We start from the raw sequence: 14,447 nt of genomic DNA, 5'->3' as shown, positions 1-14,447 counted from the left end.
TCGCGTTGCGGTGCGGCCTCGGTCAGGCCGTGCCGTCGGGGGAGTCGGCCAGGACGGGATCGTAGACGGGGGCGTTCGGCACCTCGGGCGGGCGCACGTTGGCGCCGAGCGAGTACGCGAGGTGCCCGCCCAGCAGGCCGCCCAGCCCGATCAGTGCCGTGCCGGCGGCGCTCAGGGTCACCGCGCCGGGACCGGAACTGCGGCGGCGCCGGCGGTAGGACAGGGCCATGAGGGCTGTTCCGGTGCCGTTGACGGCCGCGTGGATCAACCCCACCCGGCGCTGCACGGTGTCGGTGTGCGCCCAGTCGACCCAGCCGGTGAGAAGCGTCGGCGGCGTCGCCACCAGGCCGAGCCCGATCAGCCGCCGCGCGGTCTCGGGTTGCCGCAGGGCGTCGAAGACGCCGGCCGCGATCCACGCCCCGATGGGAACGGTCACCAGCGCCGGGTGCAGCGGGTGGCCCACGGGGGCGCCGTGCAGCACGGCGCCGAGCGGGCTGTCCGCCAGCCGCCCGACCTGTTTGCGCAGCGCCTCGGCGGGACCGTCCAGTCCCGTCGCCGACTCCGCCGCGGAGTACAGGATCTCCATCTGCGAGTCCGTCATGCCCACGGGCATACCCCGCCCCCACCGGGTGAAACCTGCCACGACGGGTGTACGACGCAGATTGCCGGGGTATCTCCTGCGATCATGAGACAGCGCATCGTGATCACCGGCGCCAGCGGCAACGTCGGCACCGCCCTGCTGCGGCGCCTCGCCCGGCGATCGGAGCCGCCGGAGATCGTGGCCGTCGCCCGGCGCGTGCCACCGCCCACCGACCCCTACGACGGCGTGACCTGGCACAGCGTCGACCTCGCCGCACCCGGCGCCGAGACCGGGCTGCGCCCCCTCCTCGAAGGGGCCGACGCCGTCGTGCACCTGGCCTGGGGCTTCCAGCCCTCGCACCGGCGGGACTATCTGCGCCGGACCGGAGTGGACGGCACCGCCGCCGTGATCGGGGCGACCCTCGCCGCCGGCGTCGGACACCTGGTGCACATGTCCTCGGCCGCGGTGTACGCGGCCGGGGCCTACGGCCGGGCGGTCGACGAGTCGTGGCCCGCGACCGGCATCGAATCGTGCGCGTACAGCATCGACAAGGTCGCGGCGGAACGGCTGCTCGACGAGCGGATCGCGGGCGCGGCCGCGGCGCCGATCGTCACCCGTTTCCGGCCGGGCTTCATCGGCCAGTACGCGGGCGGCAGCGCGCTGCGCCGCTACGCGGTGCCGGGATACGTGCCCGACGTCGTACTCCGTCACCTGCCGTTGCTGCCCGTGGACCCCGGAACTGCGATCCCCGCCGTGCACGCCGACGACGTGGCCGCCGCGCTCGATGCCGCCCTGGAGCGGCGGGTGCCGGGCGTGTTCAACCTCGCGACCCCCGAACCGCTGCGTGCGGGCGACATCGCCGGGGCGTTCGGGGCCCGTGCGATCCCCGTACCGCGGCAGGTGCTGCGGGCCGTCGTCGAGGCGACCTGGCAGGTCCACCTGCAACCGATCGCCGGCGGATGGATCGACCTGGCCTACAACACCCCGATGCTCGACTGCGACCGGGCCCGCCGAGACCTGGACTGGGCACCGACAGTTCCGGGCCCCCAGGTGTGGCGCGAGGCCATCGCGGGTATGCAGGCCGAGGCCGGCACCGACAGCCCGGTCCTGCGCAGTCGCGGGCCGCTCGAGACGATGAGGGTCCTGCTCGGCCGCGGGACCGTCGGGCGCCGCGTGCCGCCGTGACCACTCGCGGCGGAGCGACGAGAGAGGGTATCGGGATGAGCGAAACAGCGCAGCGCGACACCACGGCGACGCCGCAACAGGTGTGGGATGTCCTCGCCGACGGCTGGTCGTACGCGGGCTGGGTGGTGGGCGCCTCCCGCATCCGGGCCGTGGACGACGCGTGGCCGGCGGTGGGCAGCCGCATCCACCACTCGGTGGGGGTGTGGCCCGCCCTGCTGAACGACCATACCGAGGTGGTGGAATCGATCCCCGGCAGGGAGCTGAAGCTGCGTGCGCGGGCGTGGCCGGCCGGGCAGGCCGAGATCACCATGCGCCTGCACGAGCGGCCCGGGGGGTGCCGGATCGAGATGGCCGAGAAGGCCGCCGCCGGCCCGGCTCAGTTCGTACCCGGTGCGATCCAGGCCCGGCTGGTGCTGCCGCGCAACGTCGAGTGCCTGCGCCGGCTCATGCTCATGGCCGAACACGCCACGGAGCCGAAGGGCGTCGGAGAGTGAGCACCGAGACCGTCGACGCCGTCGTCGTCGGCGCCGGCCAGAACGGCCTGACCGCGGCGGCCGTGCTCGCCGACGCCGGCTGGGACGTCCTGGTGCTCGAGGAGCAGCACGAGATCGGCGGCGCCGTCCGCACGGCGGAACTGCATCCGGGCTTCCGTATGGACCTGTTCAGCGCCTTCTACCCCCTCGCGGCGGCGTCCCCGGCGTTCCGCGCGCTCGACCTCGCGTCGCACGGGCTGCGGCTGCGGCGGGCGCCGCGGGTGTACGGGCACGCCGCCGGGCCGGACGACAAGGACGCCGCGGTGGTCTACCCGGACGTCACCGAGACCGCGGCGGAACTCGAACGGCGCCACCCCGGCGACGGGACCACCTGGATCCGCCTGGCCGAGCAGTGGAAGGGCATCCGTGAGCCCTTCCTGAGCACCCTGTTCGAGCCGTTCCCACCGGTGCGCGGCCCGGCGGGGCTGATCCGCCGGCTCGGCACCGCGGACGCACTGCGCTTCATGCGGATGCTGGCGTTGCCCGCCCGCCGGATGGCCCAGGAACTGTTCGGCGGTGAGCACGCGCGGCTCCTGCTGCTCGGCAACGCCATGCACGCCGACACCCCAGTGGACTCGGCGGGCAGCGGAATCATGGGATACGTCCTGACCATGCTCGCCCAGGACGTCGGCTATCCGGTGCCCGAGGGCGGCGCCGGGGAGCTTGCGGCGGCCCTGGCGCGGCGCGGCGAACGCAGCGGGGCCCGGATCCTGTGCGGCCGGAAGGTCACCGGCATCGAGGTCGGCGGCGGTGTGGCGACCGAGGTCCGCACCGAGCAGGGGGAGCGGTTCCGGGTACGGCGCGCGGTACTGGCCGACGTGTCCGCGCCGGCACTGTTCGGTTCGCTCCTGCCCGCGGACGCCGTGCCCGCCGCGGTCCGCGACGACCTGCGGCGCTTCGAGTGGGACACGCCCGTCGTGAAGGTGAACTACGCGTTCGACCGGCCGATTCCGTGGCGCTCACCGGCGCTCGCGACGGCCGGGACCGTCCACCTCGGCGCCGACGCCGACGGTCTCGTGCACTGGTCGGCCGACCTCGCGACCGGCCGCGTCCCGGAGCACCCGTTCATCATCTTCGGCCAGATGACCACCACAGATCCTGCCCGCTCCCCGGAGGGAACGGAAAGCGCCTGGGCGTACACGCATCTGCCGCGCGGTGTCGCCGACGACGCCTCCGCGGAGGAACTCGCCCGGCGCGTCGACGCCGAACTCGAGGCGCACGCGCCGGGGGTGCTGAGCTCGGTCGTGCACCGCAGCGTGCAACGTCCGCGCGACCTCGAGGCCGCCAACGCGAACCTCGTCGGGGGGGCGGTCAACGGCGGCACCGCCCAGATCCATCAGCAGCTCGTGTTCCGGCCGTTGCCCGGCTTCGGTGGTCCCCGCACGCCGGTCGAGGGTGTGTACCTGGCCGGCTCGTCCACCCATCCCGGCGGTGGCGTCCACGGGATGTGCGGGTGGAACGCGGCCCGGGCGGCCCTGCGCGACCACGGCATGGGCGGCAGGGTTCGGCGGCGGCTGAACGGGGCGATCTCGGACGTGCTGATGCGCAGCTGAATTCCCGGTGCCCTTGCCGAACGCGGAGATTCACACGTTTCGGGGTTGAGCGATTCGCCGACGGGGTATCAGAAGTCATGGGAACGCCAGTGGGAACACCGATCCGGCAGGTGCACAACCCTTCCCTCGTGCCGCGGGCGCTGCGCGAGGTGGAAGGCGGAGTCGCCGCAATCGCCGCGGGCATCTGCGTGATCGCCGCCGTCGGCGTGGGTGTGCTCTCCGCTTCCGCCGTCACGGGCATCGGGGCCGGACTCGCCGTGGCGGCGGGACTGTCGTTCATGCTCGGTTCGCTGGCCCCGACCGGGGCGGCGCCGGCCGGCGCGCGCCGGGAGCCCGACCGTGCCGGGCCCTCGTTGTTCCGCAACCGTCCGGACGGCGCCGCGGCTCCCGCATCGCGGCGCACCGCCGTCACCGCCTTCCGCCCGCACCACGTTTCGGGCGGCCGCTTGGAGGGGTACTCCCACGTATGACAACGACGTCTCGCCCGGAGTCCAACGTGTCCCTCACCCGGTCCACCCACGGGGGCCGTGCCGTCGCAGCCGGGGTCCGGTAACGTGCCGGCGCCCAGGAGGGTGTGGCGACTGCCCGGTGTGTACCGCCCGCAGGAGGATTCGCATCTGCTCGCCGGCGCACTCGATCGTGCGGCGGCGCCCCCCGGCGCCAAGGTGCTCGACTTCTGCACCGGCACAGGGTTCATCGCCGTGTCGGCGGCCATGTCCGGTGCCGGGTCCGTGACGGCACTGGACATCGCTCCCCGGGCGGTCCTCGCGGCGCGTATCAACGCGCGGTCGCGGCAGCTTCCCATCCGGGTCCTGCGCGGCGGACTGGACGAAGCCGACCGGCACGGACCGTTCGACGTGGTGCTGTCCAATCCGCCCTACGTACCGCACGCGGCCGGGGACGGTGACGCCCGCTGGGATGCCGGTGCCGACGGGCGGGCGGTGCTGGACCCGCTGTGCCGGAGCCTGCCGAACCTGTTGTCTCCCGGCGGTTTCGCTCTCGTCGTGCATTCGGAGTTCTCCGGGGTGGACGAGACGCTCGTCCGGTTGCGCGACGGCGGTCTCAAGGCCTCCGTCGTGGCGCGTCGCCGGATCCCGTTCGGGCCCGTGATGCGCAGCCGCGCCGGGTATCTGCGGGCGCGTTACGAACTGCCCGCGGGCGTCGACACCGAGGAAGTGGTGGTGATCCGTGCCGATCGAACACACTGCCCGTGAAGTAGCCACGGACGGCAGCCCCCGGGACACGTCTTCCGGGGGCGTCGCTGTGCCCGGCCTGTGCCCGGGACTGCGGGTGGAGGGTCTCGCGGGGGCGGAGCCCAGGGTCGTCCGCCTGGTCCGCGGCGGTCCCGTCCTGGTCGAGGGCCCGGTGCGCATCGTGACCGAGGACGGCGACGAGGTGGAATCGGACCGGTTCGTCGTCGCGATCTGCCGGTGCCGGCGCAGCGAGCGGTACCCGCTGTGCGACACCAGTCACCGCCGGTCCCGGCGCGATCCACGCTGAGACCCGCCGGTTCCGGCGGGGTGCCGGTCGTGCCGGGTGCGCACGACGCCGGTGGACAACGCGGGGCGGGCGGTTCCCGAGAGGAACCGCCCGCCCCGCAACGCGTTTACGCGTCGTCACGCGTCATGCGTCAATACCAGTACTTCCGGCCGCCGACAGCCCGGCCCGTCGCTCCGAGGATCGCCAGGATTGCGCCTACCACCAGGAGAATGATCCCGAGCGTCCACAGGATAGAGATGTTGGTGAGGAAACCCACCACGAGCAGAATCAAACCCAGAATGATCATGAGTGTCACCTCGCTGTCGGTGCCCGTTGCCGGTCGGATCCGGGCCGTGCACAGGGGATACCCGCATCGGATGTGCCGAAACCTCGCGAACCGCTCGTGGTGGGAAGGATGTGCACTTCGCGTCGATCCGTGGCGCGCGGACGGCGCCAGTGGCATTGTCGGGTGCATGCCTACTTCGGAGAACCCCGGGGACAGCGTCCCCGGCGAGTACAGCGTCGACGACGAGGACCAGTTGCAGCCGGAGGATTCCCTGATCGACCGCGGTGTCGACGACGTCCTCGACGAGGGATTCTCACCGATGGAACGGCCCGTCGGCCTCGAACGCCACGAGACCTTGGACGAACGGCTCCGCGAGGAGGAGCCCGAACGCGAGGACGACGAGGGGGAGAACGAGTTCCGCAGCTCCGTCGCCGAGGCGGGCCGGGCGCGCGCGGGACGCCTCGTCGCGCCGGACGAGGGCACCGCGGAGGACGTGGATTCCGAGCTGTTCGGCACGGACGTAGGGATCGACGGGGGCGCGGCCTCCGCCGAGGAAGCGGCCGTCCACCTGATCGAGGAGGAGGAGCCCGACCGGCAGGACTGAACGGCGGCCGCCCGGCACCCGAGAACTCGGATGCCGGGCGGCGATCGGCCGGAGGGACGCTCAGACGGCTCCGGCGCCGAGCAAGGACGACTCGTCGTCGTTCCACCGCTCGAGCACGTAGGCGGCGAGCCGGCCCTCGAGGTATTCCATCGCCTCCGCGCCGAACGCGATGTCGCCCGCGCAGCGCGGATCCCGTTCCACCAGATCGCCCACCACGTCGTAGCGCAGCACCTGCTCGTGCACCGCGTCCGCCTCGATGTGCTCGGTGTAGAAGTGGATGCAGGCGCTCGGCGCGCCGAGGCGTTCGAGGCCGCGTGCCATGCGGCGCGCCATCGGGGAGGAGGTGATCTCCGCGGAGGCGAACAACCCCACGAGCTTCGGGGTGTGTGCGCGGTGCAGCCCGCACAGGGACATGAAGTTCACCGTCGCGAGCGTCTCCGCCGGCACCCGGTCCAGATACGCCAGGTATCCCGGGTCGAGTCCGGCCGCGGCGAGCAGGTCGAAGTAGAGGGTCGAGTGCATGCGGTCGGCCCGGCCGCCGCCGTACTCGTCGAACTCCACCGCGACGAGCGCCGCTTTCGCCCGGCCCGTGAGCCGGGGGATGGCGAACGAGTGCGGGTCGGCCTCCTTGAGGTGGTAGACGGACCGGTGCACGAAGAACTCGCGCACCTGCTCCCAGGTGCCGCGTTCGCAGATGTGGTGGGACACGCCCCACGCGTCCTCGGGTTCGCGGCACAGGTCGTCGAGCACCCGCTGGGGATCGTTGCCCGAGGGCACGTCGGCGTGCAGCCGGTCCAGGAACAGCCCCTCGAGGCCGGCCCGGACGGTCAGCGGGCCCGGCGCCCATTCCCAGCCCGCGTCGACTCCGTCGAACCCGCGGTAGGACAGTTCGTACAGCACCGTCAGGGCCAGCTGGGCGTCCTCGCCGTAGGGGTCGATCCCGGCCACCTCGATCGGCCAGATCGCGGTATCGGCCGGACGCGCGAGCCGCTCGATCACCTCTCGGGAGACAGGGCCCCGGGCCCGCGGAAGGGCGGAGGACTGCATCACGGCGGTCGGCGAATTCGCAGGCATGTGCGCGGATACCCGGACCCGATTCGTGCGAAACGCCCTGTGTGGGACGGGTTCGCGCGGGTATCCGCCCGGGCATGAACGGTGACAACAGCGACAACGAGAACACGGCGCCCGGGGGCGAGGACGTCGAGCGCCCGCCCCACACGATCGACTATCCCGGTGCGACGGCCGACATGGCCGAGCGGCCCCGCGACGAGATGCGGGACTACCGGGGCCGTGACCTGCTCGCCGGACGCAAGGCCCTGATCACCGGCGGCGACTCCGGCATCGGGCGCGCGGTGGCGGTGGCCTTCGCGAAGGAGGGAGCCGACGTCGCGATCGCCTACCTGGAGGAGCACGACGACGCCGAGCACACCGCGGAACTGGTGCGGCGTGCAGGCCGTGCATGCCATCTGCTCCCGGGCGATCTCGCCGCCGCGGAGCACTGTCGCGCGGTGGTCGCCGACGCGGCCGCGGCGCTCGGCGGCCTGGATCTGCTGGTGAACAACGTCGCGTATCAGGAGCCGGTGGACGACCTCACCGAGCTCGACGACGCCCAGTGGCGGCGGACGTTCGCGGTGAACATCGACAGCTACTTCCACGTGACGAAGGCGGCGCTCGCTCACCTGCCCCGCGGCTCCGCGGTGATCAACACCGCCTCCATCAACGGTCTGCGGGGCAACAAGTCGCTGATCGACTATTCGGCGACGAAGGGCGCGGTGCTCGCGCTGACGTACTCGCTGGCGCAGTCCTTCCAGGATCGGGGAATCCGCATCAACTGCGTGGCGCCGGGGCCGGTATGGACGCCGCTGATCCCCGCCACCATGGATGCGGAGAAGGTCGCGACGTTCGGGCAGCAGGCCCCGTTCGGCCGGGCCGCGCAGCCCGACGAGATCGCGCCCTCGTACGTCTTCTTCGCCTCCGAGACGATGTCGTCGTACTACAGCGGTGAGGTGCTCGCACCGATCGGTGGCGAGACGCTGCCCGGCTGAGCCCGGTCACCGCCGCCGGTAGCGCCAGGGGTAGGCGACCCACAGGGTCAGGAACAGCACGACCGTGACGACGCCCGCGGCGATGCCGGCGGCGGTATTGACCACCAGTCCGACGACGAGCACGACGACGCCGGTCATCGCGACGCCCAGCAGGAGCAGGCCTGCCATGGCGAAGCGGTGCGCGGTGTTCACCAGCTCGGGGAGCCGGCGCTGCCGGAAGAGCAGGCGGTGCATGCCCACGGGAGCGACGAGGAGGATGGTGGCCGCGATCGACGCGAGCACGGTGACGAGGTAGACGCCGCGCTGGAAGTCGGTGAGTGCGTCGAACCGGCTCTGGAACGGCAGGGTGAGCAGGAAGCCTGTGAGGAGCTGGACGCCGGTCTGCACGACGCGCAGCTCCTGCAGCAGGCTCGACCAGTTCCGGTCCAGCCGCTGCACGGGGGTCTCGTGCCGGACCTGCCTGTTCCAGTCTTCGTTCGGCACCGCTTCGGGCTGCACGGTCTCGGCATGCCCCGTACGGTGCCCGTCAAACCTCCGCAGCGACGACGGCGGCCCACTTGTGACCTGCGTCACTGTGGGGGTACTGTCGGCTCCACCAGGGACAACGGCGCTCTGAGGAAGGAGAGCGGTCATGAAGCTCAATCTGTTCGTCGCATGGACCGGGTACATGCTCGCGTTGCTCTCGATCGTGAGTCTTGCGGCCTTCCTCTACGCCGCGGGTTCCGGCAACGGCGGGTGGGCGCTTGTCGCCGGCATAGTATGCGTCGTCGCGGTCGCGTCGGCGATCGCGATGATCGGCACGACCGTCCATCACGACCACCGTCTGCATCGCGAGACGCCGCACCTGTTCTGACGGTCCGGTCCCGCCGCCGCCTCACGCCTCGGCCAGGCGCCGCTTCTCGAGTTCCACGTCGAACCCGGCGAGCGGCCAGTCCAGGTCGAGGCCTTCGAACGCGTCGATGAGCAGTTCCATGACGGCGATGCGGCTGTACCACTTGCGGTCGCAGGGCACGACGTACCAGGGGGCGTGATCCGTCGACGTCTTGTCGAGCATCGCCTGGTACGCCTCCTGGTACGCCGGCCACAGCTTGCGTTCGGAGACGTCGCCCGGGTTGTACTTCCAGTGCTTGTCCCGCCGCTCGAGCCGTTCTGCCAGGCGCCGCTTCTGCTCCTCGAGCGAGACGAACATCGCGACCTTGATCAGCGTGGTCCCGCTGTCGACGAGCTCACGCTCGAACTGGTTGATCTCGTCGTACCGGGTGCTCCACACGCTCTCCGGTACGAGGTTGTGGACCCGTACGATGAGGACGTCCTCGTAGTGCGAGCGGTCGAACACGCCGAGCTGCCCGGCCCGCGGCAGCGCCTTGTTGATGCGCCACAGGTAGTGGTGGCGCCTCTCGTCAGGGGTGGGCACGCCGAACGACGTGTGGTCGACGCCCTGCGGATCCACGTGGCCGATCACGTTGCGGACCATGCCGCCCTTGCCGGCCGTGTCCATGCCCTGCAGGATCAGCAGGATCGACCGGCGGTCGCCCGAGCGCCCGTTGGCGAACAGCATCTCCTGTAGCCGCGAGAGCACCGCGCCGCGTTCCTCGATGAGCCGTTCGCCGGTGGCCTTGTCGCCCGAGAAGCCCGGGGTGCCGTTGGTGTCGATCTCGGCGACCCTGGTCCCCGGGTGGGCGCGGAGCACCTCGACGGCCGGCGTCTGCCACGGATCGGTGCTCTTGACGGTCATGATGCCGAGGGTGCCACATCCGGCGACCGGATCAGCCGGGTTCGAGCTCGGTGTCGTCGGGGCGGGTGGGATAGGGCGGGGCCGAGACGCCGTCGACCATGTGGCTGCCCCACAGGTCCGTCTCGGTGATCCGGACGGTCGCCGGCGCGGGGCCGCCGGGCCCGGGCACGGTCAGGTGGAGGTCGGTGCCGGGGGAGAGGTCGGTGCCCGGCGGCAGGGCTGCCGCGAGGCCGCGGATCCGGCCGCGCCAGCGGTAGCGCCCGCTGATGGGGTCGAACGCTCCGGCCAGCTGCACCTCCGTGGTGGCGTGCTGCTCGCCGACGGTGACCTCGGCGGGGCCGCGGTAGCCGTCGGGTTCGTCGTCGTGTGGGTCGGACATGCCCGCGACTTTACATGTAAACGCCAGTTACATAAATCTGGTCACGGCGTGCCGGCCTCCGGGAGCAGCGGGTGCGGCCGGCTCTTGAACCGGGCCGGCGAGCCGCCGACGGCGGCGATCCCGGAGATCCCGCCCCAGGTCATCATGGTGAGGTAGTCGGTCAGGTCCTCCGCCGACATCGACTTGTTGGAGATCCACCAGTGGGTGGCGAGCTGGATCGCGCCCACGATCGCGTACGCCCACGGCACGGAACCGCCCGAGTCCATCTCCAGATTCCGGAGCCGCTCGCCGATCACCGTCGCGACGAGTTCGGCGATCATCCGCTCCGAGTTCGCCACGACATCGCGCCCGGCCGCGGCGCTGTTGGTCATCACGTACAGGTACACCTCGGGATCCGAGGCGACGGTCTCGACGTACGTGGCGATCGCGACCCGGGTCAGGTCGTACTCGTCGAGATCCTCCGCCACCGCCGCGTAGATGCGCGGAGCGAGGATCGTCTCCACGTACCGGAGCATCGTCGCCGTGGTCAGGTCGTTCTTGTCGGTGAAGTACCGGTAGAGAACCGTCTTGGACACGCCGATCTCGGCGGCGATCTCGTCCATCCCGACGTCGCGCCCGCGGGACCGGATCGCCTTGATCGTGCCGTCGACCAGTTCCTCGCGCCGGGCGATCTTGTGCTCGTGCCAGCGGCGCTTGCGCCCGTCCTGCTTGGTCGGCGCGGCGGCTGTCGGGACCGGCGTGTCGGTCGGGGGCAGGGGCTGGGGAACTCGGTGGTTCGGCACTGGGTGGCACATCCGTTCGCTGTCGATCGTCCGCCCAGTTTATAAGGGGGTGTGCCGCACCCCGTGCGGATGTCCCGTTCCCAGGGGGGACGGTGTGCCGAACCCGCGTCCCGCCCCTGCGGGTGGCGGGTTCGGCACAATGGTGGAGGTGCAGCTGATGAGCATCGACGATGACGCCAAGCGCAGGGATCTGCGGCGGATGAAGGCGGTCGCCACCGGCTTTCTGCTCGCGGCGACCGCGGTCTACCTGTTCTGCCGCTGGCAGGAGTCGCGCGGTGCCGGCGAATGGGTGGGGTACGTGCGGGCGGCCGCCGAGGCCGGGATGGTCGGCGCGCTCGCGGACTGGTTCGCCGTCACCGCGCTGTTCCGGCATCCGCTCGGGATCCCCATTCCGCACACGGCCATCATCAAGCGGAAGAAGGATCAGCTCGGGGCGAGCCTGAGTTCGTTCGTCGGCGCCAACTTCCTCGCCCCCGAGGTGGTGTCGGAGAAGGTCGAGAACGCCCGGATCCCGCTGCGGCTGGGCACCTGGATGGCCGAGCCCGACCACGCCGAGCGGATCGCGCAGGAGACGTCGACGGTGCTGCGGGGCCTCGTGACGGTCCTGCGCGAGGAGGACATCCAGCAGATCATCGACAACACCATCGTCAAGCGCATCGCCGAGCCGGAGTGGGGGCCGCCCATCGGCCGGGTGCTGTCCGAGCTCCTCGCCGAGAACCGGCAGATGCCGCTGATCGACATGCTGGCCGAGCGGGCCCATCAATGGGCCCTCGGCAGCCAGGAGACGATCGACCGCATCATCAGCCGCGACTCGCCGTCGTGGTCGCCGAAGTTCGTGGACCTGCTGCTCGGGGAGCGGATCCATCGCGAGCTCGTCGAGTTCACCTGGAAGGTGCGCTCCAACCCCGACCACGAGGTTCGCGTGGCCGCGAACCGGTTCCTCGCCGACTATGCGCGGGACCTGCAGCACGACCCGGTCACCATCGCCAAGGCGGAGAAGGTCAAGGCGGAGATCATGGGCCGCGAGGAGGTCACGCAGCTGGCTTCCGCGACGTGGCGGGCGGCCAAGCGGATGATCCTCGAGTCGGTCGACGATCCGCACAGCACGCTGCGGACGAAGGTCACCGAGAACGTCATCCACTTCGGCGTGCGGCTGATGGAGGACCACGAGCTACGCGGCAAGTTCGACCGCTGGCTGCTGGACGGGGCCCGGTACATCGCCGCCAACTACGCCGACGAGATCACCGCGGTGATCCGGGAGACGGTCGAGCGCTGGGACGCCGAGGAGGCGAGCCGCAAGATCGAGCTGCAGGTGGGACGCGATCTGCAGTTCATCCGCATCAACGGCACGGTGGTCGGATCGCTCGCCGGCCTGGCCATCTACACCCTGTCGAACCTGCTGTTCGCGTGACGTGCCACACCTGCTAGCAGAGTGCTTGCTACAGCTAGCACTTGCGCGTACGCTGAGGTTGTGTCCACGAAGGAATCGGGTGAACCCGCCGACGGGGGGGACGGTGACAAGGACGACGCGTCCGGCGCCACCGAGATCGCTACCCGGGTAGTCAGCACTGCCGCCCAGGACATCGGCAGTTTCATCCGCTCGCAACGCGAGGCGGCGCAGGTGTCCCTGCGTCAGCTGTCCCAGCTCGCCGGCGTCAGCAATCCCTACCTGAGCCAGATCGAGCGAGGGCTGCGCAAGCCCTCGGCCGAGGTGCTCGGTCAGATTGCCAAGGGTCTCCGGATGTCCGCGGAGGTCCTCTACGTCCGGGCCGGGATCCTGGAGCAACGTCCGCAGAGCGCGGTGCGCGACGCGCTGCTCGCCGACGCCGTCCTCACCGAACGGCAGAAGCAGGTCCTGCTCGACATCTACGAATCGTTCTGCCGCGAGAACGGTTCCCGCCCGTCCGGGGCGGCATCCGCACCGGGGACATCTGCCCCCGAGGCATCCGCATCCGAGACGTCCGCATCCGAGGCCGCCGCCCCGAAGGGCGCGACCGACCCCGACCAACAGGAGAACTGACATGACCGATCCGAAGACCTTCGCCACCCCGCTGTATGCCGCCGTCGGCGCCGGCGACGCCGTGGTCCAGGCCGTGGCCGACGTGGTGGCCCGAACCCGCCGTCGCGCCGAGACCACCCAGACCGACGTCACCGACCGGGTCGACAGCGCCCGGGGCCGTCTCGCCGACTTCCAGGAGGACCTGACCGAGAACGTCGAGTCCCTGCGCGAGCGTCTCGCGGGCCTGCCGGCCGAGCTGCCCGAGGATCTCGCCGAGCTGCGCGAGAAGTTCACTGCCGAGGAGCTGCGCAAGGTGGCCGAGGCATACCTGAAGGTGGCCTCCGACATCTACACCGCGCTCGCCGAGCGCGGCGAGGAGACCATCGAGCGGCTGCGCAAGCAGCCGGTCGTCGAGGAGAGCATCGGCCGCGCCGAGGCCGCGTTCGGTGACGCCGTCGAGCTCACCGAGGATGCTCTCGGCACCGTGGCGCGGCAGACCCGCGCCGTGGGCGAGCAGGCCGCCAAGCTCGCCGGTCGCGCCGCCGGCCGGATCGAGGAGACCGCCGGCGATGTCGGCGAGGCCATCTCCGGTGCCGGTGAGGAGGCCGGTATGCGGGTGCTCGATCTCGGTGGCCAGGCCCAGGAGGCCGCCGAGGAGGCCGCCGACCGGGTCGAGACCGCCGCGCTCGAGCTCGACGAGGCCGCCACCAAGGTCGAGGAGGCCGCGGAGAAGGCCGCCGCGCCGAAGACCCCGGCCAAGGCGCCCGCCCCGGCTGCGGCCAAGGCTCCGGCCAAGACTCCGGCCAAGGCGCCCGCCAAGAAGGCCGCGCCGCGCAAGACCACCGGCGCCTGATCTCGACCGGTCGGTAGAACCGCCGACGGCCCCCACGCGACCTCCGCGTGGGGGCCGTTGCTCGTACCATGGGGACGTGCCCAACGTCGATTCTCTCGCCGCCCTGATCATCTTCGCTCTGCAGATCGTCGCGCTCGCCGGGGCGGGCTTCGCGCTGCTGCATGCCGTGCGGCAGCCGGCCGAGGCGTTCCCCGCGGTCGACAAGCTCACCAAGCCGGTGTGGCTCGGCATCCTCGCCGCCTCGCTGCTGGTGATCTTCGTCTTCTGGGGCACCTTCATGATGCTCGGGATCATCGCGGTCATCGCCGTGTGCGTGTACCTCGTCGACGTGCGGCCGCGGGTGGACGAGGTGCAACGACGCCGGTGGTAGCTCTCCCCGGGAGCCTTGACAAGCGCCGACAGGTTGGTGACACTTCGAGTAACGGGTAACAACC

At 71.3% G+C, this 14,447-nt stretch carries 20 protein-coding genes; 13 read left to right on the top strand and 7 right to left on the bottom strand.

All coding sequences use genetic code 11. The features are described 5' to 3' along the window. Positions 1-22: 22 nt before the first annotated feature. On the bottom strand, positions 23-613 hold the full coding sequence (locus tag ISO16_RS09400) for a DUF2231 domain-containing protein (protein ID WP_083662547.1): 591 nt from the start codon (positions 611-613) through the stop codon (positions 23-25). 72 nt (positions 614-685) lie between these two features. Here ISO16_RS09400 and ISO16_RS09395 point away from each other — a divergent pair, with 72 nt between their 5' ends. The 6 genes from ISO16_RS09395 (at position 686) to ISO16_RS09370 (ending at position 5,351) form a co-directional block, all read left to right on the top strand. Further along, entirely contained in the window at positions 686-1,765 is a 1,080-nt protein-coding gene (locus ISO16_RS09395) for an NAD-dependent epimerase/dehydratase family protein (protein ID WP_072635794.1), read from the top strand. Positions 1,766-1,800: 35 nt separating this feature from the next. Next, the gene (locus tag ISO16_RS09390) at positions 1,801-2,259 is read left to right on the top strand and encodes an SRPBCC family protein (RefSeq protein WP_006946482.1); all 459 of its coding nucleotides are present in this window, start codon (positions 1,801-1,803) and stop codon (positions 2,257-2,259) included. Next, positions 2,256-3,851 carry a phytoene desaturase family protein gene (locus ISO16_RS09385; RefSeq protein WP_072635793.1) on the top strand — a complete coding sequence of 532 codons (1,596 nt, stop codon included), beginning with the start codon at positions 2,256-2,258 and terminating at the stop codon, positions 3,849-3,851. Before ISO16_RS09390 ends, ISO16_RS09385 begins: the two co-directional genes overlap by 4 nt. Before the next feature lie 89 nt (positions 3,852-3,940). Next, on the top strand, positions 3,941-4,321 hold the full coding sequence (locus ISO16_RS09380) for a hypothetical protein (protein WP_072635792.1): 381 nt from the start codon (positions 3,941-3,943) through the stop codon (positions 4,319-4,321). A 102-nt stretch (positions 4,322-4,423) separates the two neighbouring features. After that, complete coding sequence (locus ISO16_RS09375; protein ID WP_072635791.1) at positions 4,424-5,065, top strand: HemK2/MTQ2 family protein methyltransferase; 642 nt, start codon at positions 4,424-4,426, stop codon at positions 5,063-5,065. Positions 5,066-5,141: 76 nt separating this feature from the next. Continuing rightward, positions 5,142-5,351, top strand: coding sequence for a CDGSH iron-sulfur domain-containing protein (locus ISO16_RS09370; protein ID WP_170914119.1), 210 nt, complete (start codon positions 5,142-5,144; stop codon positions 5,349-5,351). Between the two features lie 130 nt (positions 5,352-5,481). On the opposite strand, the gene ISO16_RS09365 is transcribed toward ISO16_RS09370, so the two are convergent. Further along, positions 5,482-5,637 (bottom strand): DUF6131 family protein, encoded by a 156-nt coding sequence (locus ISO16_RS09365; protein ID WP_003937495.1) that lies wholly within the window; start codon positions 5,635-5,637, stop codon positions 5,482-5,484. Between the two features lie 166 nt (positions 5,638-5,803). Here ISO16_RS09365 and ISO16_RS09360 point away from each other — a divergent pair, with 166 nt between their 5' ends. Next, positions 5,804-6,220, top strand: a complete 417-nt coding sequence (locus tag ISO16_RS09360; protein ID WP_029545216.1) for a DUF5709 domain-containing protein — start codon at positions 5,804-5,806, stop codon at positions 6,218-6,220. A gap of 60 nt (positions 6,221-6,280) precedes the next feature. Here the strand turns inward: ISO16_RS09360 and ISO16_RS09355 are convergent, their stop codons facing one another. After that, complete coding sequence (locus ISO16_RS09355) at positions 6,281-7,294, bottom strand: iron-containing redox enzyme family protein (RefSeq protein WP_072635789.1); 1,014 nt, start codon at positions 7,292-7,294, stop codon at positions 6,281-6,283. 74 nt (positions 7,295-7,368) lie between these two features. Between ISO16_RS09355 and ISO16_RS09350 the strand changes: the two genes are divergently transcribed. Beyond that, positions 7,369-8,265, top strand: coding sequence for an SDR family oxidoreductase (locus tag ISO16_RS09350; protein WP_072635788.1), 897 nt, complete (start codon positions 7,369-7,371; stop codon positions 8,263-8,265). A gap of 6 nt (positions 8,266-8,271) precedes the next feature. Here the strand turns inward: ISO16_RS09350 and ISO16_RS09345 are convergent, their stop codons facing one another. Then, entirely contained in the window at positions 8,272-8,763 is a 492-nt protein-coding gene (locus ISO16_RS09345; protein ID WP_072635787.1) for a DUF6328 family protein, read from the bottom strand. Positions 8,764-8,896: 133 nt separating this feature from the next. Here ISO16_RS09345 and ISO16_RS09340 point away from each other — a divergent pair, with 133 nt between their 5' ends. After that, entirely contained in the window at positions 8,897-9,118 is a 222-nt protein-coding gene (locus ISO16_RS09340; RefSeq protein ID WP_006946496.1) for a hypothetical protein, read from the top strand. A gap of 21 nt (positions 9,119-9,139) precedes the next feature. Here the strand turns inward: ISO16_RS09340 and ISO16_RS09335 are convergent, their stop codons facing one another. Genes ISO16_RS09335 through ISO16_RS09325 form a run of 3 tightly spaced genes read right to left on the bottom strand, consistent with a single transcriptional unit; the run spans position 9,140 to position 11,161 of the window. After that, positions 9,140-10,000 carry a polyphosphate kinase 2 family protein gene (locus ISO16_RS09335; protein WP_072635786.1) on the bottom strand — a complete coding sequence of 287 codons (861 nt, stop codon included), beginning with the start codon at positions 9,998-10,000 and terminating at the stop codon, positions 9,140-9,142. Between the two features lie 31 nt (positions 10,001-10,031). Continuing rightward, on the bottom strand, positions 10,032-10,379 hold the full coding sequence (locus ISO16_RS09330) for a DUF4873 domain-containing protein (RefSeq protein ID WP_072635785.1): 348 nt from the start codon (positions 10,377-10,379) through the stop codon (positions 10,032-10,034). Between the two features lie 41 nt (positions 10,380-10,420). Then, entirely contained in the window at positions 10,421-11,161 is a 741-nt protein-coding gene (locus ISO16_RS09325) for a TetR/AcrR family transcriptional regulator (RefSeq protein WP_006946502.1), read from the bottom strand. A gap of 139 nt (positions 11,162-11,300) precedes the next feature. Between ISO16_RS09325 and ISO16_RS09320 the strand changes: the two genes are divergently transcribed. From ISO16_RS09320 to ISO16_RS09305, 4 genes are all read left to right on the top strand, one after another. Continuing rightward, the gene (locus ISO16_RS09320; protein WP_029545205.1) at positions 11,301-12,572 is read left to right on the top strand and encodes a DUF445 domain-containing protein; all 1,272 of its coding nucleotides are present in this window, start codon (positions 11,301-11,303) and stop codon (positions 12,570-12,572) included. Positions 12,573-12,632: 60 nt separating this feature from the next. Next, entirely contained in the window at positions 12,633-13,181 is a 549-nt protein-coding gene (locus tag ISO16_RS09315) for a helix-turn-helix domain-containing protein (protein WP_006946504.1), read from the top strand. A gap of 1 nt (position 13,182) precedes the next feature. Then, a complete protein-coding gene (locus tag ISO16_RS09310) occupies positions 13,183-14,013 on the top strand; it encodes a hypothetical protein (protein WP_006946505.1) in 831 nt (276 codons plus the stop codon). 76 nt (positions 14,014-14,089) lie between these two features. After that, positions 14,090-14,383, top strand: coding sequence for a DUF2516 family protein (locus ISO16_RS09305; protein WP_006946506.1), 294 nt, complete (start codon positions 14,090-14,092; stop codon positions 14,381-14,383). Positions 14,384-14,447 lie beyond the last annotated feature (64 nt).

This window comes from Rhodococcus sp. M8 (genome assembly GCF_015654185.1).
Lineage (GTDB): Bacteria > Actinomycetota > Actinomycetes > Mycobacteriales > Mycobacteriaceae > Rhodococcus > Rhodococcus aetherivorans.
The sequence above is the reverse complement of the archived record's forward strand: the minus strand, read 5'-3'. Positions and strand labels throughout refer to the sequence as shown.

Excerpts from the sequence above, each read along its gene's own strand:
- ISO16_RS09400 (WP_083662547.1), bottom strand. The coding sequence starts at position 613 with ATGCCCGTGGGCATGACGGACTCGCAGATGGAGATCCTGTACTCCGCG.
- ISO16_RS09395 (WP_072635794.1), top strand. The coding sequence starts at position 686 with ATGAGACAGCGCATCGTGATCACCGGCGCCAGCGGCAACGTCGGCACC.
- ISO16_RS09390 (WP_006946482.1), top strand. The coding sequence starts at position 1,801 with ATGAGCGAAACAGCGCAGCGCGACACCACGGCGACGCCGCAACAGGTG.
- ISO16_RS09365 (WP_003937495.1), bottom strand. The coding sequence starts at position 5,637 with ATGATCATTCTGGGTTTGATTCTGCTCGTGGTGGGTTTCCTCACCAAC.
- ISO16_RS09360 (WP_029545216.1), top strand. The coding sequence starts at position 5,804 with ATGCCTACTTCGGAGAACCCCGGGGACAGCGTCCCCGGCGAGTACAGC.
- ISO16_RS09355 (WP_072635789.1), bottom strand. The coding sequence starts at position 7,294 with ATGCCTGCGAATTCGCCGACCGCCGTGATGCAGTCCTCCGCCCTTCCG.
- ISO16_RS09350 (WP_072635788.1), top strand. The coding sequence starts at position 7,369 with ATGAACGGTGACAACAGCGACAACGAGAACACGGCGCCCGGGGGCGAG.
- ISO16_RS09340 (WP_006946496.1), top strand. The coding sequence starts at position 8,897 with ATGAAGCTCAATCTGTTCGTCGCATGGACCGGGTACATGCTCGCGTTG.
- ISO16_RS09335 (WP_072635786.1), bottom strand. The coding sequence starts at position 10,000 with ATGACCGTCAAGAGCACCGATCCGTGGCAGACGCCGGCCGTCGAGGTG.
- ISO16_RS09330 (WP_072635785.1), bottom strand. The coding sequence starts at position 10,379 with ATGTCCGACCCACACGACGACGAACCCGACGGCTACCGCGGCCCCGCC.
- ISO16_RS09320 (WP_029545205.1), top strand. The coding sequence starts at position 11,301 with ATGGTGGAGGTGCAGCTGATGAGCATCGACGATGACGCCAAGCGCAGG.
- ISO16_RS09310 (WP_006946505.1), top strand. The coding sequence starts at position 13,183 with ATGACCGATCCGAAGACCTTCGCCACCCCGCTGTATGCCGCCGTCGGC.